The organism is Mycobacteroides immunogenum (assembly GCF_001605725.1).
Lineage (GTDB): Bacteria > Actinomycetota > Actinomycetes > Mycobacteriales > Mycobacteriaceae > Mycobacterium > Mycobacterium immunogenum.
Genome location: NZ_CP011530.1, coordinates 1,857,264 through 1,876,407 on the forward strand (window position 1 = coordinate 1,857,264; position 19,144 = coordinate 1,876,407).

Genomic DNA, 19,144 nt, shown 5'->3' on the forward strand with positions numbered 1-19,144 from the left:
GCAGAAATGACTGACGTCCAGAATCACATCGGAATCGATCCTGCCAGTGCGCCGATCGAGGCCCCCGCGGCCGAGGCGCAGGTTCGCGCCGACGACCGTGGGCACGTTTTCCACTCATGGTCCGCGCAGGCGATGATCGACCCGCTGCCGATCGCCGGCGGCTCGGGCGCGACGTTCTGGGATTACACCGGCAAGGAATACCTCGACTTCGCCTCGCAGCTGGTGAATCTCAATCTGGGACACCAGCATCCGCGTCTGGTCGAGGCGATTCAGCGTCAGGCCGGCCGTCTGGCCACCATCGCGCCTGCCTTCGCCAACGATGTGCGTGGCGAGCTCGCCCGCCTGGTCGCCGAGCGCGCGCCGGGAACCCTGAACAAGGTGTTCTTCACCAACGGCGGCACCGAAGCAGTGGAGCACGCGGTGCGCATGGCGCGCCATCACACCGGGCGTCGCAAGGTGCTTGCCGCATACCGCAGCTACCACGGTGGCACCACCACCTCCATGTCGCTGACGGGTGAGCCGCGCCGCTGGGCCAATGACCCGGGCGACAACTCGGTGGTGCACTTCTTCGGTCCGTACGCCTACCGTTCGGTCTTCCACGCCACCTCGCCCGAAGAGGAAACCCAAAGGGCGCTGGAGCATCTCGAGCAGGTCATCAACCTGGAGGGTCCGCCCACCATCGCCGCGATCATCCTGGAATCGGTGGTCGGCACCAACGGTGTGCTGGTGCCGCCGCCGGGCTACCTGGTCGGCGTGCGGGAGATCTGCGATCGGTACGGACTGGTGTTCATCGCCGACGAGGTGATGGTCGGGTTCGGGCGATTCGGTGAATGGTTCGCCATCAACGCCTTTGACGTCACCCCGGACCTCATCACCTTCGCCAAGGGCATCAACTCCGGTTACGTTCCGCTGGGCGGTGTGGTGATCTCCGACGCGATCGCCACCAGCTTCGACCACCGGCCGTACCCGGGTGGGCTGACCTACTCCGGCCACCCGTTGGCTTGTGCGGTCGGCGTCGAGACCATCAAGGTCTTCGAGGACGACAAGATCCTGGAGCGGGTGCGCGACCTGGGTGAGCGTGTGGTGCGTCCCGAGCTGGAGCGCTGGGTGCAGGCGCACCCGAGCGTCGGTGAGATCCGCGGCAGGGGCCTGTTCTGGGCCGTGGAACTGGTGCGCAACAAGGAAACTCGCGAGCCGCTGGTGCCGTTCAACGCCAGTGGTGAGGCGGCGGCGCCGATGAACGCCTACGCGGCGGCGTGCAAGAAGGCCGGCTTGTGGCCGTTCACGCACTTCAACCGCACGCACGTGGCGCCTCCGCTGATCATCAGCGAGGAGGAGCTGCGGCGCGGGCTCGCGATCATCGACGAGGCGCTGAACGTCGCCGACGGGTATACGGACTAGAAGCGGCCCCCGCCGCCGCGGAAGCTCGATCCGGAGGATCGGGAGGACCCGCCGTAGGACGATGATCCGGATCCGGACCAGGAACTGTGGTGGCCCGAGCCACCGCTGATCATGCCGCGCAGGATTCCGCCGATCACCGCACCGGCGACATTGCCGGCCACGTCGCCCGCGACGCTGTATCCGCCGCCGTATCCATTGCTGTAGTAGCGCTGGGCGCCCTGTACCTCTTGCTGCGCTGAGTATTCGGCTTGGGCGGCCAGTTCGGCGGCGGCGTTGGCCAGCAGGATGGCATCGGACGGATTGGATGCCCGGCTCTGCTCTGCCGTGGTCAGCTTGCGTTGCGCCTCGTCGAGGTTCCAGCGCGTCCGGGCGCCCACGGCGCCGCGGTGCAGGCCGATGTACTGGTTGACCGAGATCACCCGTTGGCGTGCGGTGACGATCGCCTGATCGAGCACGCGGGCCCGCCGCTGCGCGGCGGCCTGTTCCTCCTGCACGGCCGCCAGCAGCTTGTCCAGCTGCGCGTCGGCCGCGGCGAGGCGGGTGAACGCGGTCAACGGGTCGGTGGTGCCGAGGCGCTCGGCGTCCGCGACGGCCGCCGCGGCGGCGTCGTGGGCCTTGGTCAACTCGTCCGATGATGGCAGCGCGCCCTGCTGCTGGAGTGCCTCGGCCTGGGCGATGTCGGATTTGGTGTCGGCGATGGACGCGGCCAGCGAGTCGGTGGCGTGGCGGATGTTGTTGGCGGCGTTGTCGATCGCATCCAGCAGCGCGTTGGCCTGTGTCAGTGCCGATTCGGCGCCGCGAATGGCGTCGACGAGGCTCATCTGCTGTCCCTCTACCGCGCGGGAGGCCAGCTCACGCCCGTGCGTTATGCGGCTGTCGGCGAAGCTGACCCGCTCGGTGGCCTCGGTGATGTTGTCGGCGATGGATGCCAGCGCGCCGGCATCGAATTCGGTGCGCAGCTGGTCGAGAATGCGCTGGGACTCCGGCACCCGGGCGGTGACGGCCACTACCTGCTGAGTCAGATTGTCCAGCTTGGTGGGTGCGTTGATCACCAGGTTGCGCAGCGCGTCGAAGGCGCTGGACTGATCCTCCAGGGTGCGGTCGGCGCGTGCGGCCGTCGTGATGACGTCGATCAGCAGGCGACGCTGTTCCAGCGGCGTTTCCGGGGTCGCGTCGTCGAGCTGTTTGCGCACCGAGAACGCCTGAGCCAGTACCTTTTTTGCCGAATCCACGGCTTGCTGGAAGGGGGCAGTGGATTCGGCGCCGAACTCCTCGACGGCCAGTGCGAGCTCGGCCTCGCTGGTGCGTACCGCGTTGTCGACGTTCACCACAATGGATTTCGACAGGTCGTCGAGTGCGTAGACCGGCTGATTCGCGAGCGCCTCGGTATCGGAAGGGTCGATGCCCTTGGCGGCTTCGATCTCCGCGCGACGACGGGTCCGGGTGCGGGTCCAGGAGAACAGCGTGAAACCGCCGACCACCACGGCGCCGAAGGCCAGCGCACCCAGCACCGGCTTCCACGGAATGGACGCCGCTGAGGAGGCGGCCGATTCCAGGCCGGTGGCGGTGTTGATGGCGGCGCCGTCCCAGTCGGATCTGCGGAGCGCGGGCTCGATGGTGTTGGTCCGCAGATCCTCGATCTCGGAGTCACTGACCTTCTTGATGCCCGAGGCCACCTGGAAGGCGTAGCTGCGCTCCTCAGTCGCCACGGCCAGTAGGGCGTCACGGTCGCCCAGGTTGCTCGCCTTGATGGTCTTGTCTGCCCATGCAGTCGGGTCGGCACCGTTGAAGTCCTTGACGTACACCACCCACAGCCGCACGTGCTGTTGGTCATAGAGCTGGTCGATCGCGGCGCGTACCTTGGCCGGGTTCTTCAGCGCCCCGGCCCGATCGGTGACATAGCCCGGTATCCGGAAGGGCGGGTCGGCGCTGGCGGCCGGCGCCAGCAGCAGTGTCGGGGCGAGGACCGCGATGAGGACTCCCAGCAGGCCCGCGAGGGCACGCAGCAGACGCATGGTCGCCAATCTAGTGCCTCGCAAGATGCTTCGAACCGTCCTGGCAGACTGTGCCTACGATGCGTAAAAAGGATGCTTACACCGATTCCGACCGCGAACGCGTCGTCACCGAGTCACCCAAGACCGCGGCCGTCGTCGACATTCCCGCTTCGGAGTACCGGACCGACTTCGCGCGGGACCGGGCGCGCGTCTTGCACAGTGCCGCGTTTCGGCGGCTGGCCGACAAGACGCAGGTGGTGGGTCCGCGTGAGGGTGACACGCCACGCACCCGCTTGACGCACTCGGTGGAGGTCGCCCAGATCGGCCGGGGTATCGCCACCGGGCTGGGTGCCGACCCGGACCTTGTCGATCTGGCCGGACTGGCCCACGACATCGGCCATCCGCCGTATGGGCACAACGGTGAGCGCGCCCTCGATGAGGTGGCGGTGGACTGCGGCGGGTTCGAGGGCAATGCCCAGAACCTGCGCATCCTGACCCGGCTGGAACCGAAAGTCGTTGATGCCGACGGCAACAGCGCGGGGCTGAATCTGACCCGGGCCGCCCTGGATGCGGCGACCAAATATCCGTGGTTACGCCCGCCGGGCGGCGGAAAATTCGGCGCCTACGACGATGAGGTCGACGCGTTGGGCTGGGTGCGGGCTGGGGCGCCGCCCCGTCGCCGCTGCCTGGAAGCGCAGATCATGGATTGGTCCGACGATGTCGCCTATTCGGTGCATGACGTCGAGGACGGCGTGATCTCCGGCCGTATCGATCTGCGCGTGCTGGCCTCGCCGGGGGAGGCCCAGGTACTCGCCGAGCTGGGAGTGCGGTCGTTCGGCGGCCTGGAGCAGGGTGCGCTGGAGGAGGCCGCAGCGCGGTTGGCGATGTTGCCGGTGGTCGCGGCAATCGGCCCGTATGACGGCACCTTGAGCGCGTCGACCAGCCTCAAGCGACTGACCAGCGAGTTGGTGGGCAGGTTCGCCTCGGCGGCGATCGGTGCCACCCGCGACGTGGCAGGCGATGGGCCGCTGATCCGTTTCGAGGCCGAGCTGACCGTGCCCGAGGTGGTTGCCGCCGAGGTGGCGGTGCTGAAAATGCTTGCGCTGCAGTTCATCATGTCCGATCCGAAGCACATCGCGGTGCAGACGCGTCAGCGTGAACGCATTCACCGGGTGGCGCGCTGGCTGGCGGAGGGGGCCCCGGCCACCCTGGACCCGGTCTTCCTGCCCGCCTTCGAGGCAGCGGCCGACGACGCGGCCCGCACCCGGGTGGTCGTTGACCAGATCGCGTCGTACACCGAGAGCCGTCTGGAGCGTGTGGACCGCGATAGCCTGGGTGTTCAGGCCAGCTGGGGGTAGGGCGGCCTAGACTGACCCAAATGGCCGGACGTATCCCTGATCGCGATATCGCGGCGATCCGTGAGCGCACCCGGATCGAGGACATCGTCGGCGACTACGTCCAGCTGAAGCGGGCGGGCGCCGATTCGCTCAAGGGGCTGTGCCCGTTCCATGACGAGAAGTCGCCGTCGTTTCATGTGCGGCCCAATCACGGCCACTTCCACTGCTTCGGTTGTGGCGAGGGCGGCGACGCGTACACCTTCATCCAGAAGATCGAGCACATCACCTTCGTGGAGGCCGTCGAGCGGTTGGCCGATCGCATTGGCTACACCATCAACTACGAGGGTGGTGGCACCGCCGCGCAGCGTGACCGCGGTACCCGGGCCCGGCTCGTCGCCGCCAATGCCGCCGCGCAGGAGTTTTATGCCGCCGCATTGGATTCGCCCGAGGCGGCCCCGGCGCGCCAGTACCTGACCGAACGCAACTTCGACGGTGCGGCGGCCAAGCAGTACGGGTGCGGATACGCGCCCTCTGGGTGGGACACCCTGACAAAGCACTTGATGCGCAAGGGCTTCGAGTTCAAGGAGCTCGAAGCGGCGGGTCTGTCGAAGGAGGGCCGTCGCGGCCCGATCGACAGGTTCCATCGGCGGTTGCTGTGGCCGATCCGCGCCAGCAGCGGTGAGGTGATCGGCTTCGGGGCGCGCAAGATCTTCGACGACGACACCATGCCCGGCAAGTACGTCAACACCCCGGAAACCATGCTGTACAAGAAGTCTTCGGTGTTGTTCGGTCTCGACATGGCCCGGCGGGATATCGCCAAGGGGCACCAGGCCGTGGTCGTCGAGGGCTACACCGATGTGATGGCCATGCACTTGGCGGGTGTGACGACCGCCGTGGCGTCGTGCGGTACCGCGTTCGGTGAGGAGCATCTGTCGATGCTGCGGCGCCTGATGATGGACGATTCGTACTTTCGTGGTGAGCTCATCTACGTGTTCGACGGGGACGCCGCCGGGCAGGCTGCCGCGCTGAAAGCCTTTGAAGGCGAGCAGAATCTGGCAGGGCAGTCATTTGTGGCGGTGGCCCCGGACGGCATGGACCCGTGCGATCTGCGACTGAAGTCGGGGGAGGGGGCGCTGCGGGATCTGGTCGCGCGCCGAATCCCGCTTTTCGCCTTCGCGATCCGGTCGGCGTTGTCGGAGTCCGATCTGGATATCGCCGAGGGCCGGGTGGACGCGCTGCGCCGATGTGTCCCGATGGTCGCCAAGATCAAGGACCCGACGCTGCGCGACGAGTACGCCCGACAGCTCGCCGGTTGGGTCGGGTGGGATGACGTGGCCCAGGTGCTGGCGCGGGTGCGCGAGGAGGCCGGTAAGGCGGCAAAGGGCGGTGGTGCCGCATCGGCAGACCGTCGTCCCCGTGCGACGGCCGAGTCCGCGGCGCCGAAGGCCAGCATGCCCGATCCCAAGGACCCAACGCTGTGGCCGCAACGTGAGGCTCTCAAGGCGGCGCTGCAGTTCCCGGCCTTCGCCGGTCCGGTGTTCGACTCGCTGACCACCGACAGCTTCACCCACCCGGGTTACGTGGCCGTGCGCACCGCGATCGAGGCCGCCGGCGGGACCGCCGCGGGGATCGTTGGTGCGGAGTGGATCGACAAGGTGCGCCAGAGCGCGTCGTCGCAGAATCAGGTGACGCTGATCAACGCACTGACCGCCGAGGTCATCCAGGTGGACAGCGAGGAGCGGCTGCCGCGATACATCGGATCGGTACTGGCCAAGCTGCAAGAGGTGTGGGTCGGGCGGCAGGTGGCCGAGGTGAAATCGAAGCTGCAGCGGATGTCGCCGGTGGACAACGCCGACGAGTACCACGCGCTGTTCGGCGATCTGGTGGCGCTGGAGGCGTACCGGCGCAGCCTGCTGGAGCAGGTCAGCGGCGACGACCTCTCCGTCTAGCCGCCCTACTTCTTGTCGAGCTGCGGCTCGGGCTCCAGGATCAGAGTGGTCTCATCGATCGATGTGAGTTCGACCATGTGCGGGTCGGGGGATAGCGAGTTGGCCAGGCGCCGTCGGCTGATCTCGATCAGTTTCTTGGTCGCGGGGCTGCCGGTGACGGCCTGATACCCGTTGACGATCTGCTCGTAACGGCGGCGGCCAGCCTTCGCGCCCAGCACGTAGCCAGCTGCCAGCACCAACAAAACCCGAATCACGAACCCTCCACCAACTAACGAAGTTCTCCCTATCCTGCCTGACGCACCTGTGAACGGCTGCGTCAGGAGTGTCACATCTGCCCGCCTCTGAGCGACAGCACGCATCGCTCGCCACCTTTGTCGCTTGAAGGCGGGCAGTGCGGTTTGGCTTTCACCCCGGCTCGTAGGCTAGAGTCATGCCTCGGTTCGCGGCACAAATCGGCGCGAACCGGGTAATCCCCTGTAGCTCAATTGGCAGAGCTTCCGACTGTTAATCGGACGGTTCTTGGTTCGAGTCCAAGCGGGGGAGCAGGTCAGACTGTATTTGCAGTTCAGCGGTGTAGCCAAGGGTGTAGCCAACGGCGATGTTCCATCGCGGCTAGGGGTTTCCATGCGACTCCACGCCAGCACACGCAACTGAGCGGACATTGTCCGTATCTAGTGCGTTGCCCGGTGGCGGTCAATGGTGCGGATCCACTACATGCGCCACACCTGCGCGTCATGGCTGATTCAGGCAGGCGTTCCGCTGCCAGTGATTCAGCAGCACCTTGGCCACGAGTCGGTCCAGATGACTGTGGATGTGTACGGTCACCTTGGATCGACGGAGCGCACAGGCCGCGGCGAACGCGATTGCCGCAGCATTGAAGTAGCGTCAGGAAGCTACTGCGCGATTCTGATGTCCGGTTTGCTTTGCTCGCCAATGGGAACATATCGATCACCGATGACGTGCTCCGCTTGCTGTCGAAGACTTAGCAGGACACCGAGGAGCCGGATGCCCACGTATGTGAGTCCAGCAAGAAGTGCGGCACTAGTAATCCACTGCCACCGCTCGCCGATGCACATACCCAGCACGCAAAGACCGCCAAGCAATAGCGCCTCGACCGCGGCGCGATTCACCCGCCTGAACAGTTGGTAGGCGGTCGTGGCCGGGTCGACTCCGACTTCAGGCTTGCTGACAGCGGCGGCGTCCTTCAGTCGGGTGAAAGTGATCGCCGAGAGGCCCATCAACGCAGCGGTGGTAAGCGCAGCTGCGGGCAGAAGAATCTGAGGCTGAAGGGCAACGCTGAAGTGCCAAGCTGTGAAGCCAACTGCCAACGGGACCGACACCGGCAATGACCGGTGCAGCATCCCAACGACGCATTCAGCCGTCGTTCTTAGGGTCACCAACTGGCACCTCCAACGGACTGACCTGATCTTCAGCCGTCCACTCTCCAGTATCCCACTTGTTGGCCAGAGGAGCACCGCTGACCTTGGCTAGGTCTACCGTATGCCCCCGACATTCGCTTCTGAACGTCCTTGGTGTGATCCGCGTTCCGTTAAGTCCCTCGACCACGTAAGACTCCGCAGGCTCGCGGGCGCCGCTGAAGCGAACTGTCTTTCGTCGTCCGTCGATTTCTGCGTGGACGGTGATCTCGAGGACATCGTTAGCAAGGCGGATTTCAAGGCCTTCAGCGAACTCGTCGCGAGTGTCATCAGCCAGATCGATTTCGACGAGGGACCCGTCCGACCGCTTCGTGATCGTGAAGAATCGGCGGATCCGTTTGAGCTGTCGACCAGTCATCCAACCCTTCTTGGCGCGGTAGACCGTCTCAGTCGATTTTTCGACTTCGAGGGGAAAACCGCGAGTCTCCTGTTCGCGGTTCGATGGCTCTGCTCTGCGTTGCACCTTCACGTCGATGACTTGGGGGTCATCGAGCCCCTTTTCTAAGAGTCGCCAGATTGCGTCATTTCGGATCTGAGCCAAGGTCAGTTTGTAGCCGCGGTGACGACTTTTGAAGGCGCGTATTAACTCTCGTCGCCATGCACTAGGCAGAGTGTCGTAGCCATCTTTCTCCACAAGGATCCAACCAACTGTTGAATTTGTAGGTACGACCACCCACACCTGAAACTGTGTGGAGAGTAGCCCTTCTCTCTTTAACTTCTGCTCGGCGGAATTGGCATCGAGGCGTACCGTCCGTTCTCGGCCAGACTCGCCGCCATTCAGTTGAAATGACATCGTTCTGCCCGCCCTAACGATCTCGTCGGGCTGTCCAAAATGATCGTCGTCACGTTTGACCATTTCGTTGTGAGCCAATAGGCCTCTGACGAAGGCGTCGAAGGTCTTCAAGAGGTCCGCGCCCGCCCCGTCGAAGTTTGAAAGCGGTAGTGGGCCCTCGAGCTTAGGTTTGTGGCGAACCTCGGAACTCTGCTCCACTCTCATGGAGTACGGCACGATTACTGTATCGCGTGACGCCATCAGCCCTCTTGAACCCCTCGCTCGGATAATTGTGCATCGCGACGTGGGTCGGCTACTCAACGCGGCGCCATTCCCCCCGGGCGATCTTGACGAGAATATGCGATGCCCCGCCTACCTCACAGCTGATTCGTAGATGGGGCATTGGTCGACCATGGACATGTACGGCCGGCTCGGCTTGCGCTGCGCGCAGGCTGCATTGAGCGCTAGCCCGCAGTCGGGCCGGGGACCTGGCTTCAGTTACTAGCGTTCGGAGACTCCGAGGAATCAGCCACGATCACTCGTCGGTGCGGGACCATGCGCGCAATCCTGTCGGCGCCACACACCATGTCGAATTCAGCTGGCCAACGGGTGTTTGCGTCTCCGAGGACGCCATCAACGATGGTTCCGTTCATGGATGTACGAGTGAAGTGAGTCCTGGCGACATCAGCTCGGGAGAGATCAGCCGGAAAGTCGAGAATCGCATCGGTGAAGTCGGCGTCATTGAGGTTCGCTTCCTTCAGGACTGCCCCCGTGAAATCGACGCCAGCGAGCAGCGCACCCGACAGGTCTGCTCTGCGTAGGTCGAGGCGCGATCGGCCTACCCACGAACCTCTTGGGCCGTTAATTCCACCGCGCTGGAACTCAATCTGTAGTCGGCTGATGATCGCTTCATTCACGAGCTCTTCTTCTTCACGTTGTGCCCAACTGAGGCTGCCGTCTTGGTGGTTGGCTCTCCGCAATTGTGCACAGAGAATGCTGATGATGGTGTCGCACTCATTGTTTTCAGCCCGTGTGTAATCGCCGAGCTCTTGCATGCGCTGGTGATGACGTATCCAGTCGTTCGCGAGCCCAGCCAATGCATATACGCCGGCAGCGCGAACCGCGAAGCCCTCACTCGAGCCCAGCTGCTTCGCTGCTGCGTCGTAGCGCGTCCAAAGAGCAGCCTCGGTGTCTTCGCGCCTATTTCGTTCGGCGATGTCGCTCTGCGCCAGAAGAGTTCGCGCCGCGCCGGCCGATGCGAGCGCGGCCACCACGATTGCCCCTAACGGTGTCAGTAGTCCGCCGATCCGATCCGCAATCCAATCCCACTTCAGTGAGGTAGCCGCCAACACGCATACGGCGGCGAATGCAACAAGTGCGGCGATCACGGAGGTTCTGAACCACGCACGCAAGCCGGGCATGCTGGTCTGCATGATCAGCCCTCGCAGGCGACCCCGTCGTTATCCCGGTCGAGCTTTGGCCGGTACCCGGGGTCGCCTTTTTTGATGTTGTAGGCACCGTCCGCATGGGCTTCCTTGCAGCTGCCGTACGGCGGATCGACCTGTGTTGGTGCTGCTGCGCCGGCCGGCCAAGCCGCTGCCGCGGCGACCATCATTCCTCCGATGAACGTGCTGACAACTGCACCGACCGTGAGCTCCATACCCCCAACCTCCCCGTGATCTTGCTTGTGGTGAGGGGAATGTACTCGCGATCGAGATCCTTCACAGCCGTTTCACAGCACCATTCTGGCTGGCGGAGCCGTTGTTGATGATGCTGCTCACCGAGCTCAGATTTCCTTGAAAATTATTGGAACCGAATTGGGCCTAGTGTCGTCGTATCTAGATGAATGCCAGTTGTGACGATGAAACGCGAGGTGGGCAGTGGGCGACTACAAGTTCGACATCAACGGCATGGATCCGAATGCTCGCTCCGATGCAGCTGACGCGGCCAGCAAGATTGTGCACATGTCGGAAAACGCGGGACATATCCAGGCGGCGGACATGCTGCGAGCACGCGACCACTTCGACGCGGCGCTACGGCAGTGGGGTGAGCCCCCCAGCATGGAGGGGTGGGGCGACCTGCCGACCGGTCAGGATGTGAGCAAGCAATACCAACAATCGCACCAGGTCACGCGGGGACTGTTGACCTCGATGCGGGCGACGTGTCAACAGTTGGCAGATCATTTCCTGGCAATGGAGATGCTGTATCTGAACACCGAGGAACGCAACGGTCGGCGCATCAATCCGTACAAGGACGGCACGACGACGGTCGGGTACTGATGCCGGCTGTGTCCCGTTCCTTATCTGCGGCAGCCGTTGCCGTGATTACGGTTGTGCTCGCATCAGCATGTGGCACGACGACCGGCGGTATCGCCACGACCGCGCCTTCGGTCGGTGGCTCGTCTACGGCGAGTACGACGGTCAGTAACTCGTTGACTGCTCCGCATCCGCCTCCGAACCAAAACAATGATGGCACCACGTTCGACCCGTGCTTGGCATTCACCGCCGACGAGTTGCGCAGCTGGGGAGTTAAACCCGAGTCCGTGGAGGAACGCGGCGCTCCTGACCGAGTACTTCGGGGCTGCAACTGGAGCGGTGACGGCTGGTACATCTACATGGGCGTCATCAATCGCCCTGTCTCGGATTACCTGAACCAGGAGAATTTTCCGGGCAGCAAATCCATCCAGGTCGGTGGGCTGGAAGGTGTGACGTATCAAAAAACCGGTACCGCACTGCCTGACTGTTGGGTCGAATTGCCGTCGCAGAATGCGTCGGTGGGGACATTGGTGAGCATTCTGGATCCCAAGCTGGGGCCGAAGGCGGTGCCGGATACGTGTGCGAAGGCATTGGCGGTGGCCACGGTTGTGGCGGGGAAGCTACCGAAGTGATGAGGGAGGCATAGTTATGGCTGATGACGGTTGGCCGTCGCGGAATTTCGATGAGATCACGCAGAAGCTCAACGGTGTTCAATCGTCGGTAGCGCACGATCTCAGTGGTCGCTACAAAGCGATGGGGCAGGAGGTGAGTCAAGCGTGTGCCGCGGTACAGGAGGCGCGCAACCGGCTCAACGATGATCGGTTCTGGTCTGGTGAAGGGCCATCGGCTGCACACTCCAACCTGGATTCGTTCTACAAGACTGTTGCGGATCCGGATTCCGGGTTGCCGGCGCTTGCCGACAAGATCAGTCAGACACTCGATCAGGATGCCGATGTGCTTACGCAGGCACACAATGTGCCCCAGAGTCATTCGCGTCCCAATTCGAAGGCCACATTGGAAGAGTGGAACAAGGCGACCGAGGAACTGCGTGCCGATGCGCAGCGGCTGTACACCTCACCGTTGGATGTGCAGCGGCCCAAGGTCTCTGATGTCGGCAAGTCGAAAGATCAAGGATCGTTTCCCGGCAATCCCGGAACCGGCGGCGACACTGGAGGCAACGCCGGCGGGGGTGGCGGTGGTGGAAGCCAGACGCCCAAGTCGCCCTCTGGAGCTGATGCTTTAGCCAACAAGGACACCAAGCCTCAATTGGCGGGCGGTGACGGCCAGCAGGCCGGCGCCGGACAGGGGCAAGGTCAGGGCTCGGGCGGTGGGCAAGGCGGCGGCCAGGGGTCCGGATCGGGCGGTAGTGGTTCGGGTAGTGGTCTGGGTTCTGGATTGGGTTCTGGCTCTGGTGGTTCGGGGTTGCCGTTGGGCAGTACCACTGCTGCAGGGTTCTCGCCGTCGTCGACCGGTACTGGTGGGGGTGGCTCGGGCACTGCGTTGAGCGGTCCGGGTGGGCTCGGCGGGCTGCGTGGTGGAGGGCTGCCTGGCGGTGCGGTAAGCGGTAGTGGAGCCGGTGGCGTGAATCCGGCGGCCGTGGGTGCGGCGGGTGTGCGTGGCGGTCCGATGGGCATGATGGGCGGAGCTGGAGCGCATGGTCGTGGCGGTAAGGGTGAGGAAGATGACGATCACGCGACGCCGAGTTATCTGATCAACGTCGACAACGGCAATGAACTGTTCGGTCAGTCGATCAAGGCATCTCCCGGTGTGATCGGTGACTGGACCGAGAACGAGGAAGCCGAGAAGAAAGCCCGCGAGGCTGAGATTCGCCGCTACAAATCCATGGGCTGGGACGTCAAGTTCGAGTGAGAACACCAGCCAGGAAGATGGTTTAGCGGTGGAGAAGGGGTAGAGCGTGGGGGATCGGTTGCATGTCGACCCAGTGGATCTGTTGATGTCTTCGGATCAGTTGGCGACGTTTGAGCGCGAGCACAAGGAAGTACACACAGCGGCCAACGCCACTCTGAAGTCTGCGGCGTCCAAATGGATTGGAACATCGGCCTCGGCGCTTCAGGGCAAGCTCGGCTTTCTGCAAAAGATCTCGGACAATGTCGAGCATGAGCTGGAGCACAACAGCAAGGCGTTGCGCCAGATCGGTCACGAATTCGAGCGCACTGACGAGATGAGCGCGGAACACATTCTCGTTACTCGGCAGGGGCATTGATGGCGATCACCCTTGCCGACATTGAGCGGCTGGAAGTTGAGACGATCCGTGATGCGGCCAAGGCGCTGGAGAAGCAGGCCGCTTCGATGGATGAGACCAAGGCCGGTATAGGAAAGCTGCCGATCCAAGGCCGGTGGACCGGTGTTTCGGCCACTGCCGCGTTCGGCAATTTGGACAGTCTCGGCAAGTTCATGACCATCCATACTGACGACTACCGGGCAGCCACCAAGGGAATGTACGGTGCCGCAGATGGATTCGATGCCGCTCAACAGCTGCTGAGAACCATTGATGCCTACGCCGCTGACCATGGATTCCGGCTCGACAAGACCAGCGGCACTGTCACCGCGCTCAAAGAGCATCACGATCCCTCCGATATGGAGTACATCGTTTCGACCGCTAAACAGGTGTTGGCGGCGGGGGAGTCCTCTGATGCGCAGCTGACTCGCGCCGTTGGCCTGCTCGATGGCCCCGAAGGCGATTCCGACGCGGGCAGGGTGCCCTGGATTCTCGATAAGGCTAAGGAATTCGCCAAACCCGAGCAGTTCACCCGCTGGTGGGAAGGGCTTACCGAGGATGAAAAGCAGGACCTCTACAACCGCGATCACTTCATCGGGAACCATCCCGGTATGCCGTTCGAGGATCGCACAAGATTCAACGAGCGCCACCTCGGCGAGCTGACCCACGCGGCGCAGGCCGATGTCGATACATTGCGGGCGCAACACCCGGATTGGGCCGACGGAAAGCTGCCGACGAACAAGGGTGGCAATTGGGAGTATCGGCACTGGAAAGAGCAGTGGGACAACGCTAATCACACATTGTCCGGCTATCAGCAAGTCGGAAAATCGTTGGATTCGAAGGACGGCATGCGCCGCTACCTGGGCTATCTCGACGACAAGGGCCACGCGGCAACATCAATCAACAACCCCGACAACGCCAAACGCGTCGCCACCTACGTGCCCGGAACGGGACAAGACCTCGCGCGCCTCGAATACAGCACCGAGAAGTCTGAGCGGATGTACTGGGCATCCCGTGAGGCCGACCGCAGCTTGCATCCCACCGATGTGTCCGTGACGACCTGGATGGGCTACGACCGGCCCATGAGTATCCCGGAAGCCGCCTCCACGAGCTACGCCCACAACGGCGCGCAAGCCCTTGATGATTTCCAAGCCGGGCTGCGTGCATCGCATAATGACGCGGCGACTGGAGGACAAGCGATCCAGACCGTCATCGGCCACAGTTATGGCTCCACCCTTTTGGGCGGTGCGGCCACCGACGGCCACCACCTCGATGCCAACAACGTGATCACGGTCGGAAGCCCCGGGGTACTCGCTGACCACGCGAAAGATCTCAACTTGGCGCCCGGCGCCAACGTCTTCTCCACTCGCGCGCAGAACGACATCATCGGTGTTGTCACCTATGCGACGCTCGGTCCAGATCCCATGGCTTCCCAGTTCGGAGGCATTCCGTTCGAAGCCGCACCGGGGCCGGCCTGGCCACTTGGTATCCCGACCGTCGAAGCGCACAGCAGCTACTGGGATAAGGGCAACCCCGCACTGGCCAACATGGGGAAGATCATCGCCGGACGCACCGATGTCACGCCGCCGAGTTTCGTACCATGATCAAACCTATGTCACGTGCAGCCGTTGTCGCCCTCGCTTTCGTTGTGGTCGCATGCACTCCAAGCCATCCCGCTGACTCGCTCGGACCGTCCACACCATCCGGTGCAACTGCTATCCCCGGAGGACCCATGGAACCCACACCCACAGCCAAAAGCCCGAAAATTCCTGGCAGCCAACAAGAAGCCCTAGACACTGTGCTCAAGTACCTGCAGCGCACCGTCGACGCACTGCCCAAGGGCACGGCACTGGACAGCAGTGACGCGCAGGGTGGCAGCAATCTGTCATGCGACGACGATTTCGCAGGCCCCGGCCCGGGTCCCACCCAATACGACGTGACGACCCATGTGGCTACACCGACAAACGTCAGCCCCACGGAGATTGTTGCGAATATCGGCGATGTTTGGCGCAGTTGGGGTTTGAAGGTGATTGAGCGCAACGAGTTCGACAAGCCCAACTGGTTCGCATACGCCGACGACGGGTACCGGCTTCAAATCGAAATCGCCCACCCCGCGACCTACCCGCCCACGTTGACGGTCATATCACCGTGCTTCCCAGGAGATCTAAGGGACGACGATCTTGCGCGCCATAATCCGGGCGTGATCACCCAGTCTGCCCCAACGAACTAGGTCGGCGTACATGAACAGGCCGCAGCCTCAACTAGATCCACCACGACTTGAGCTGGCGGCCGGCCTGTACGACATGTCCGCCTGGCAGCTCGACGTCTTTCTCGATGATGCTGTGGGCTATGGGATTTCACCGCAAGATGCGGCGTCTTTGCAGCTGCTAGTCGACCTGATCCGGTGGCAGTCCGAGGGATATCGGCGCTATGCGGTGAAGATGCGCGCCGATGACGAGATGGTAGATGCGTACTTCGCGGGCGAAGTGGCGGCACCGAACACGGCAGCAGCCTTCGAGGCCTCGATCACGCGCCCTGAACACCCGCCATTGCCAAACCGAGCGAAAGCTATCGACTACCAGCTGCTGCGTCCTGTGCGAGATCTACTCGAAGAGGCGCACACAGTTCTTTCTCGCGGTTCCAGGCCGGTCATGACCTATGCGGCCAAACAGGCTGCAGCTCTTTACTCTTGGTGCTATCCGCCGCTGTCGGTGTAACAGCCAAAAACTCTCCACATAGTTCAAAACTGTTGGAACCGAACAAGTCTGGGCCGACGTCGTACTGGATGTCAGCAGCCCCCGACTGTAGGAGCGCCCAACGATGAACGGCATCGCATTCTCGATCCCATTGCTTAACCGCCCCCGTGTCGCCTGCTCCTGCCGCAACTGGGGGTTTTGTCGTGCCTGATCCCTGACGCTCTCAGCGTGTGTTACCGCCGGTGTTACCAAGTCTGTTACCAACGGTGGTAGCGCCCGCGCTAGCAACTTTGTTACCAAATCACTTGACATTGAACGAGTTTCGCTAATTCGCGCCTTGCGTGCGTGTTGTAGATGTGCTGAGATCAGCCTTGATGAAAATCGCCGAATTTTTTTGCCGTTGGTGGTTGGCGGCGGACTTGAGCCAGATCTACGGTTCGAATCATGAAAGGAAACGATCGACTGTGCCGACATCTCACAGACCGAGTCCTCGGCATGGATCTGCCGCCGTGGGTGGTGGTCGGCGGTCGCACCGGCTGTCTAGGGTCGAACTTATGAAAGTGATCATTGCTGACGGCCAGCCGAGGCGCGTTCGATCTTTTCTGCGGTCGTGGAGGGATATGGGCACGGGGAGTGCACATGTACTGGCAGGCCATCAAATCGAGTGAGAAGCTGATGGTCGTACCGCAAATTCGGGAGGTCAATTTACGGGGGTAGGGGAGCCTCTGCCGCTTACGCTAAGTGGGCTCAGAATGAGTAGACATGACCCAAAACCGAAGTCACACTGAGATATGAACCGCTGAACAAGCGGATGGCCCCGGTGCTTGCGACACCAAGGCCATCCATTGACCAAACTCTCGACCGTGGGAACAGAGGAGGCTTTGTCGTGTCCAATGTTAAGTCCGGAAATCCAGATTTGTCCACATTTGGTGGAGTGGCGTTGACAAAAATCGGACGCCGGAAACACCCTGACCTGCGCGAAGCGATGGCGATGACGTCGCCTCCAATCCCTGCAGCGAGACAGGGCCCGGCCTCAGCGCATACGGAATTGGCGTGTCATGCCCCAGCTAGCGCTATCTCCAATGGCACTGCTGACCGAAGAGCGCACTACAGCGCGCTACGAAGGGCCCCACGAAGGGTGGATAAAGGGCGCAATCAAGCGCACGTCAAGGGCGCTCGGAAGCGCGCAACGAAGGGCGCGATGCAGGGCGCGTTGCAGGGCGCGGAGGTAGCTGCAGCAGCAAATGCGCTGCTAGAAGGCCTAAAGTTAGATGCTTGCGAGGGGGCGGCCGGTGTGGTGTTGTAGTTCATCGCGGCTGAACGCCAAGCGAGGTGGCCAACGGGCGCCAAACCACGATTGTCCGGTCTAGCAGGGAGACTTAGCGCATGACTTACTCGGACCGGTACGCCTACCGGGATCCGCTTCGACGTTTCGCTCGATCGAGGCATGTGGAAGGTGACACAAGCTGGGTTTACGGTGATTGGCGTGAAGAAAATCGCCGTTGGTGTAGGTCAAAATGCGGGCCGCCCCGTTACGGTCCCAACTATGGCCAGTAGGGGACGAACCGTCGGAAAGTCGGCGTGTCGTTCTTCACCGACCCCAGTGACACAAACCGCCCTTAGGCTTTCAGGAAACGGATCGATGACATCGAGGAGTTACGCAAATTGGCTGAAAAACACACGGCGGACGCCGGTCGCCGCCTGAGACAATCAAGGTGTTTCGGAGGCGATGCAGGGGTGGTTGCGAAGCCGTCGATAACGGTATGGAATGTCAGAGATGTAAGTCATGTCGCACCCCCGACATGATGGATGGCTTGGCGCTGCAACGCCAAGCCATCCGATGACCAAGCACTCATCTATGGGCATAGAGGAAGGGATCAGTCATGCCTAAAGGTACACCAAATCACACATCCGCTACAGATGGTGAACAGGGAACTGTTTACTTTTCGAGTCGTATGTGGCGGGCCGGGGTGGTACGCACCGATGTCCGATGAAGAGTTGAATCTGTGCCTTCGTGTGATGCTAGAGATCGCTCCATTGGAGAGCTGGCCTGCTGCCTACAAGGAGCGACTTGTTGGTCTAGCGAGTGAAGTCATCGTTAGTGGCCTGACTTAGGTCGGATGCCTTCTCGCCCTCCGATGCTGCTGTCAGTTCATCGTCGACAGCCGGGGGGAGCTCATCACCGTTCCCGTGTTTGAGGCGAACCAAATTCGCGTCGTGCTCTACGGCGGCTGGTTGGTCGTCGCCCACGCCGAATACTTCCCGGAGGTGTTTGGACGTGGTCAACAGTGACCGACTTAGGTCGAGGAGCCGTTCAACCTCTTCCTCACTCCCCGCGCTTCGAGCTAGGACGTCTTCGGCTAGATCGCGCAGGGGTACTCGTACCTCTTTGATGAGCTGGTTTAGCTCATCTGCGTTGAGATTTGAGGTCTCCTCGACGTATCGCTGTAGTGCAACTAGCGCTTTGAGAGCCTGGGCCGAGTTGAGCTTCACCGATTGGCCAAGGGTCAGCTCCTGGATCTTGCGTTCATTCTCGTCGTACTGCTGGCGGAGCGTCGACTGAATGACGACGCTCGCCAGTTGACGTTCGGCATCGGAAAATCCCGCGGCAGCGCGGCCTAACGCGACGAGGTCCGGTAGTGCGGTGGGTGGCGTCGAGTCTTCGGCACTGCGCGCGCCCTGGCTTTCAAGCGTGGTCGGCACGCCGCCGGCGAGTGTGATGTCAATACTGCCGACATCCCACGCGAGCGCGCGCTCAAGGTCGCGGCGCTTGCTCGGGCTCAGCGCACGCGCTCGGCGGTTGATTATTTCGCGAACCTTAGCGGGTGATGGTCCTCCGCGTGCCTGCACCTCCGCCTGGGTGAGGTGCAGTTCCTCTACCCGGGCGCCGACGAAGTCGGCGAGCCGGTCCCAGTCCTCGGTATCCATAACGACAGTCTGCCTCGACAGACATTGACAGGTCTAGCGCCACGCAGACAGGTCTAGCGCTGTGAGTATTCAAACACCGCTACTTACACCCCTGTCATTCCGCAGCTTACGTGACATTAACCGATAGAAATAGCGCC

General features: G+C 62.4%; 17 protein-coding genes, 1 tRNA gene and 1 pseudogene. 12 read left to right on the forward strand and 7 right to left on the reverse strand.

The genetic code is table 11. From position 1 onward, the window contains the following. Window positions 1–6: 6 nt before the first annotated feature. Window positions 7–1,401 carry an aspartate aminotransferase family protein gene (locus tag ABG82_RS09175; RefSeq protein WP_043075868.1) on the forward strand — a complete coding sequence of 465 codons (1,395 nt, stop codon included), beginning with the start codon at window positions 7–9 and terminating at the stop codon, window positions 1,399–1,401. Here ABG82_RS09175 and ABG82_RS09180 read toward each other — a convergent pair. Beyond that, window positions 1,398–3,416: a TPM domain-containing protein gene (locus ABG82_RS09180; protein WP_043075867.1), complete on the reverse strand. Its 2,019-nt coding sequence runs from the start codon at window positions 3,414–3,416 to the stop codon at window positions 1,398–1,400. The genes ABG82_RS09175 and ABG82_RS09180 overlap by 4 nt on opposite strands. 59 nt (window positions 3,417–3,475) lie before the next feature. Between ABG82_RS09180 and ABG82_RS09185 the strand changes: the two genes are divergently transcribed. Continuing rightward, window positions 3,476–4,753, forward strand: a complete 1,278-nt coding sequence (locus tag ABG82_RS09185; protein WP_043075866.1) for a deoxyguanosinetriphosphate triphosphohydrolase — start codon at window positions 3,476–3,478, stop codon at window positions 4,751–4,753. A gap of 20 nt (window positions 4,754–4,773) precedes the next feature. Further along, window positions 4,774–6,681 (forward strand): DNA primase, encoded by a 1,908-nt coding sequence (gene dnaG / locus ABG82_RS09190; RefSeq protein ID WP_043075865.1) that lies wholly within the window; start codon window positions 4,774–4,776, stop codon window positions 6,679–6,681. Between the two features lie 5 nt (window positions 6,682–6,686). On the opposite strand, the gene ABG82_RS09195 is transcribed toward dnaG, so the two are convergent. Continuing rightward, window positions 6,687–6,935 (reverse strand): hypothetical protein, encoded by a 249-nt coding sequence (locus ABG82_RS09195; protein WP_043075864.1) that lies wholly within the window; start codon window positions 6,933–6,935, stop codon window positions 6,687–6,689. A 216-nt stretch (window positions 6,936–7,151) separates the two neighbouring features. Here ABG82_RS09195 and ABG82_RS09200 point away from each other — a divergent pair. Continuing rightward, a tRNA-Asn gene (locus ABG82_RS09200) sits at window positions 7,152–7,224 on the forward strand. 159 nt (window positions 7,225–7,383) lie between these two features. Next, a pseudogene (locus ABG82_RS29225) lies at window positions 7,384–7,564 on the forward strand (tyrosine-type recombinase/integrase); the annotation flags it as partial. 10 nt (window positions 7,565–7,574) lie between these two features. On the opposite strand, the gene ABG82_RS09205 reads toward ABG82_RS29225, so the two are convergent. From ABG82_RS09205 to ABG82_RS09220, 4 genes are all read right to left on the reverse strand, one after another. Beyond that, on the reverse strand, window positions 7,575–8,078 hold the full coding sequence (locus ABG82_RS09205) for a hypothetical protein (protein ID WP_131676221.1): 504 nt from the start codon (window positions 8,076–8,078) through the stop codon (window positions 7,575–7,577). Further along, window positions 8,056–9,108, reverse strand: coding sequence for a hypothetical protein (locus tag ABG82_RS09210; protein WP_131676219.1), 1,053 nt, complete (start codon window positions 9,106–9,108; stop codon window positions 8,056–8,058). The genes ABG82_RS09205 and ABG82_RS09210 overlap by 23 nt, the downstream gene beginning before the upstream one ends. Before the next feature lie 275 nt (window positions 9,109–9,383). Next, complete coding sequence (locus ABG82_RS09215; protein WP_043075861.1) at window positions 9,384–10,322, reverse strand: pentapeptide repeat-containing protein; 939 nt, start codon at window positions 10,320–10,322, stop codon at window positions 9,384–9,386. Between the two features lie 2 nt (window positions 10,323–10,324). After that, on the reverse strand, window positions 10,325–10,504 hold the full coding sequence (locus tag ABG82_RS09220; protein WP_407661877.1) for an excalibur calcium-binding domain-containing protein: 180 nt from the start codon (window positions 10,502–10,504) through the stop codon (window positions 10,325–10,327). Between the two features lie 265 nt (window positions 10,505–10,769). Here ABG82_RS09220 and ABG82_RS09225 point away from each other — a divergent pair, with 265 nt between their 5' ends. The 7 genes from ABG82_RS09225 (at window position 10,770) to ABG82_RS09255 (ending at window position 16,100) form a co-directional block, all read left to right on the forward strand. Further along, window positions 10,770–11,168 carry a hypothetical protein gene (locus ABG82_RS09225; protein ID WP_043075859.1) on the forward strand — a complete coding sequence of 133 codons (399 nt, stop codon included), beginning with the start codon at window positions 10,770–10,772 and terminating at the stop codon, window positions 11,166–11,168. Then, window positions 11,168–11,776, forward strand: a complete 609-nt coding sequence (locus ABG82_RS09230) for a DUF3558 domain-containing protein (protein WP_054416698.1) — start codon at window positions 11,168–11,170, stop codon at window positions 11,774–11,776. Before ABG82_RS09225 ends, ABG82_RS09230 begins: the two co-directional genes overlap by 1 nt. A gap of 16 nt (window positions 11,777–11,792) precedes the next feature. Beyond that, window positions 11,793–13,013, forward strand: coding sequence for a hypothetical protein (locus tag ABG82_RS09235; protein WP_043075857.1), 1,221 nt, complete (start codon window positions 11,793–11,795; stop codon window positions 13,011–13,013). A 46-nt stretch (window positions 13,014–13,059) separates the two neighbouring features. Then, complete coding sequence (locus ABG82_RS09240) at window positions 13,060–13,368, forward strand: WXG100 family type VII secretion target (protein ID WP_234707963.1); 309 nt, start codon at window positions 13,060–13,062, stop codon at window positions 13,366–13,368. Continuing rightward, window positions 13,368–14,987: an alpha/beta hydrolase gene (locus ABG82_RS09245; protein WP_043075856.1), complete on the forward strand. Its 1,620-nt coding sequence runs from the start codon at window positions 13,368–13,370 to the stop codon at window positions 14,985–14,987. Before ABG82_RS09240 ends, ABG82_RS09245 begins: the two co-directional genes overlap by 1 nt. A 128-nt stretch (window positions 14,988–15,115) precedes the next feature. Then, window positions 15,116–15,613 carry a hypothetical protein gene (locus ABG82_RS09250; protein WP_043075855.1) on the forward strand — a complete coding sequence of 166 codons (498 nt, stop codon included), beginning with the start codon at window positions 15,116–15,118 and terminating at the stop codon, window positions 15,611–15,613. Between the two features lie 10 nt (window positions 15,614–15,623). Continuing rightward, the gene (locus ABG82_RS09255; protein WP_043075854.1) at window positions 15,624–16,100 is read left to right on the forward strand and encodes a hypothetical protein; all 477 of its coding nucleotides are present in this window, start codon (window positions 15,624–15,626) and stop codon (window positions 16,098–16,100) included. Between the two features lie 2,058 nt (window positions 16,101–18,158). Here ABG82_RS09255 and ABG82_RS09260 read toward each other — a convergent pair. Beyond that, on the reverse strand, window positions 18,159–19,007 hold the full coding sequence (locus tag ABG82_RS09260; RefSeq protein WP_052510904.1) for a hypothetical protein: 849 nt from the start codon (window positions 19,005–19,007) through the stop codon (window positions 18,159–18,161). Window positions 19,008–19,144: the final 137 nt, after the last annotated feature.

Bases quoted from the DNA above. Each gene is read 5' to 3' on its own strand.
- ABG82_RS09175 (WP_043075868.1), top strand. From the start codon at position 7: ATGACTGACGTCCAGAATCACATCGGAATCGATCCTGCCAGTGCGCCG.
- ABG82_RS09180 (WP_043075867.1), bottom strand. From the start codon at position 3,416: ATGCGTCTGCTGCGTGCCCTCGCGGGCCTGCTGGGAGTCCTCATCGCG.
- ABG82_RS09185 (WP_043075866.1), top strand. From the start codon at position 3,476: ATGCGTAAAAAGGATGCTTACACCGATTCCGACCGCGAACGCGTCGTC.
- dnaG (WP_043075865.1), top strand. From the start codon at position 4,774: ATGGCCGGACGTATCCCTGATCGCGATATCGCGGCGATCCGTGAGCGC.
- ABG82_RS09215 (WP_043075861.1), bottom strand. From the start codon at position 10,322: ATGCAGACCAGCATGCCCGGCTTGCGTGCGTGGTTCAGAACCTCCGTG.
- ABG82_RS09220 (WP_407661877.1), bottom strand. From the start codon at position 10,504: ATGATGGTCGCCGCGGCAGCGGCTTGGCCGGCCGGCGCAGCAGCACCA.
- ABG82_RS09230 (WP_054416698.1), top strand. From the start codon at position 11,168: ATGCCGGCTGTGTCCCGTTCCTTATCTGCGGCAGCCGTTGCCGTGATT.
- ABG82_RS09235 (WP_043075857.1), top strand. From the start codon at position 11,793: ATGGCTGATGACGGTTGGCCGTCGCGGAATTTCGATGAGATCACGCAG.
- ABG82_RS09245 (WP_043075856.1), top strand. From the start codon at position 13,368: ATGGCGATCACCCTTGCCGACATTGAGCGGCTGGAAGTTGAGACGATC.
- ABG82_RS09250 (WP_043075855.1), top strand. From the start codon at position 15,116: ATGGAACCCACACCCACAGCCAAAAGCCCGAAAATTCCTGGCAGCCAA.
- ABG82_RS09255 (WP_043075854.1), top strand. From the start codon at position 15,624: ATGAACAGGCCGCAGCCTCAACTAGATCCACCACGACTTGAGCTGGCG.
- ABG82_RS09260 (WP_052510904.1), bottom strand. From the start codon at position 19,007: ATGGATACCGAGGACTGGGACCGGCTCGCCGACTTCGTCGGCGCCCGG.